The organism is Candidatus Cloacimonadota bacterium (genome assembly GCA_020532085.1).
GTDB lineage: Bacteria > Cloacimonadota > Cloacimonadia > Cloacimonadales > Cloacimonadaceae > Syntrophosphaera.
The window spans coordinates 1-2,736 of the sequence record JAJBAV010000090.1 but is presented as its reverse complement, the minus strand read 5'-3'; the positions used below and the strand labels follow the sequence as shown (position 1 = coordinate 2,736).

At 56.0% G+C, this 2,736-nt stretch carries 3 protein-coding genes; all 3 read left to right on the top strand.

The features are described 5' to 3' along the window. Positions 1 to 403: 403 nt before the first annotated feature. Entirely contained in the window at positions 404 to 811 is a 408-nt protein-coding gene (locus tag LHW45_11300; protein MCB5286154.1) for a hypothetical protein, read from the top strand. Between the two features lie 185 nt (positions 812 to 996). Further along, complete coding sequence (locus LHW45_11295) at positions 997 to 1,467, top strand: helix-turn-helix domain-containing protein (GenBank protein ID MCB5286153.1); 471 nt, start codon at positions 997 to 999, stop codon at positions 1,465 to 1,467. Then, positions 1,464 to 2,736: IS21 family transposase (gene istA / locus LHW45_11290; protein ID MCB5286152.1), on the top strand; the 1,273-nt coding region annotated here is incomplete at its 3' end. The genes LHW45_11295 and istA, both read left to right, overlap by 4 nt.

Here is a 2,736-nt window from a genome sequence, read left to right as displayed (position 1 = left end):
GTGTCGTCGCCGAGTTCATTTGGCGGTTTTCTGCCGTTTTAATTTGGCGGTTGGCTAATCGTATTATTATTCTCAGACAGGCTATTTTCTTTTCTTTTTCTTAAAAAACTTCAAATTAAAGATATTCTTCCTTCTTTTTTCTTTCTTATTGGCTTTTCTTTTACTGTTCTTCGCGCCGCTGTGCCTTTTTGGAGCCAAGAGCTAGTCGTATTATTATTCTCAGACAGGCTATTTTCTTTTCTTTTTCTTAAAAAACTTCAAATTAAAGATATTCTTCCTTCTTTTTTCTTTCTTATTGGCTTTTCTTTTGCTGTTCTTCGCGCCGCCGCGTCTTTTTCACTGTTTTTCACGGCTACATTTCACCTTGTGCGTTATTGATTAATCAAAAGACGTAAAGGAGCCAATGACAAAACCGGTCAAATGCGCAAATTGTGATCATTACTTCATCCCGCGCGCGAACAACAGGGAGAAGCAGAAGTATTGCGGCTCCGCCGACTGCCAGAAGGCACGGAACCGCCTCAAGAACAAGTCCTTCCGCAAGAGGAAGAGAGCCGATATCAAGTTCAGGCTCTCAGAGGCGCAGCGCCAGCGCGACATCCGCAACCGGCGCAGGGAGGCTGCGGCGGCCAATGCCGCCAAGGGTGCTGCGCCGCCGCACGTGCCGCGTCTTGAATTTGACTTTCAGGATGTCATGCTTGGGATGGCAGCAAAGTTTACCGGCTGTGACATTATCGCAGATCTCAGAAGCGCGCTTTACGGGTTTGCCGAAAGTGGGCGGCGCCTTCGCTGCCAGGACGAAATTCGTACGTGACCGACTGACCGGGTAAAAACCGGCGTACGTGACCGACTGGAGTTTGCAACCACCTTCAAATAAACGAGTTATAGATGAGCAAAAATCGTACGTGACCGACTGCGCAGGAATGCCCTTGGCGATGTAGCTTATTTGCCGGAACACTTTTGTTCCGCCAAAGGCAACATGAAAAAAGGAGAGTCGACATGAGCTTCAAAGTCGTAGTTCCGCGTCCCGACCGCCTCAGGCACATTCCGCCGGGCTTTGGCTGGGTGGATCACCGCTTCGTAAGGCTGGGCTGCATCACTGGCCTCAGCCGCGATGCCCAGGCGCTGTATCTTTTTCTGATAACGGTGGCCAACGAGTCGGGCCTGTCCTGGTATTCGGACGAGAAGCTCTGCGCGCGCAGCGGGCTTTCCGCCGCGGGGCTGGATCTGGCTCGCGCCGAGCTTGCCGCCCGCCTGCTGATTGCCTATGCACGTCCGATTTACCAGGTGCTTGAGCTGCCCTGTGTGCGCGACAGTTTGAACCAGGGCCGCGTTTCAGAACCCCCTCCTGCGCAACATCCTGCGCAACATCCTGCGCAGCCTGTCTCCGATGCCCAATACAGGCGCTTTGAACAACCCCTGAGCATCGCGGAGATTATGGGCCACATGGCCGGAGGGGGGCGGACATGAAGCCGTACACGCATTTTCTCATTCATCAGCATCACGACGAGCAGGGGCTGGGGCCAAGGCAGATATCTCAAAAGCTGGGCATTGCCCTGCGCACGGTTGAAAGGCACCTGGCCATGCCCAGGGAGCTGGAGGCAAAGCCTCCGCGGAAGTCGGAGAGCATTCTCGAACCGCACAAGGAAAAGATCAGGCGACTGCTTGACGACGGCCTCAGCGGAATGCAGATACTCTTTCGTCTGCGCCAGGACGGCTATCAGGGTGGAAAGACCATACTGCACGACCACATACGAAAAGTGCGCCCGCCGGTGCATGAAGCGTTTTTGACCCTGAATTTCGAGCCCGGCGAGATGGCTCAGGTTGACTTCGCGGAATGCGCCCTGGTGCGCGCCGGCGGCACAAGGCGCAAGCTGTACGTCTTTTTGATGACCCTGGGCTACAGTCGCAGGATTTTTGTCAAGTTCGTCATGCGCATGAACATGGAGCATTTTCTCGCCTGCCACCGCGCGGCCTTCGAGTTTTTTGGCGCCGTGCCCCGCCGCGTCATGGTCGACAACTGCAAGGTGGCCGTTTTGCACAACGACAACATCTACGCGCCGCCTCAAATCAATCCCAGATACGCGGACATGGCCGCCCACTACGGCTTTGTGGTGAACGCCTGCAATGTGCGCTCGCCTCATGAAAAAGGCAAAGTAGAGCGCTCGGTGGGCTACCTGCGCGGCAGCTTCCTCAACGGCATGGACACCTCGCAGATGTCGCTGATCGCCGTGAACGAGGCCGCTCGCCAATGGCAGACACAGGTGGCCGACCAGCGTATGCTGGCCGCAATGCGCAGCACGCCGGCGGAGCTTTTTGCCCGGGAGCAGGAGGCCATGCTGCCTCTTGTCTCACGCCCGTATGACTGCTCGGTGGTCAAAAGCGCGCGCATCAGCAAACAGTGCAGGGTAGCCTTCGAGGGCAACCACTATTCCGTGCCAATGAAATACGCCGGAAGAACGGCCAGCCTGGCGGCGTTGCCCGACACTGTGCGCATATGCTGCGATGACGTGCAGATCGCCGTGCATGTAAGGAGCTTCGAGCGGGGTGTGCAGGTGGTGGAGCCAGTTCACGACATCGAGCTTTTGAAGCGCCGCAAAAAGGCCACAAAGGCAAAAACACTGGAGCTGTTCCTGGCCATGTCGCCGAAGGCCGCAGCCTACCTCGAACAGCTCAGGCTGCGGCGTCCCGACGCGGATGCGCACCTGGGGCGCATCATGGCTCTTACGGGCACCTACA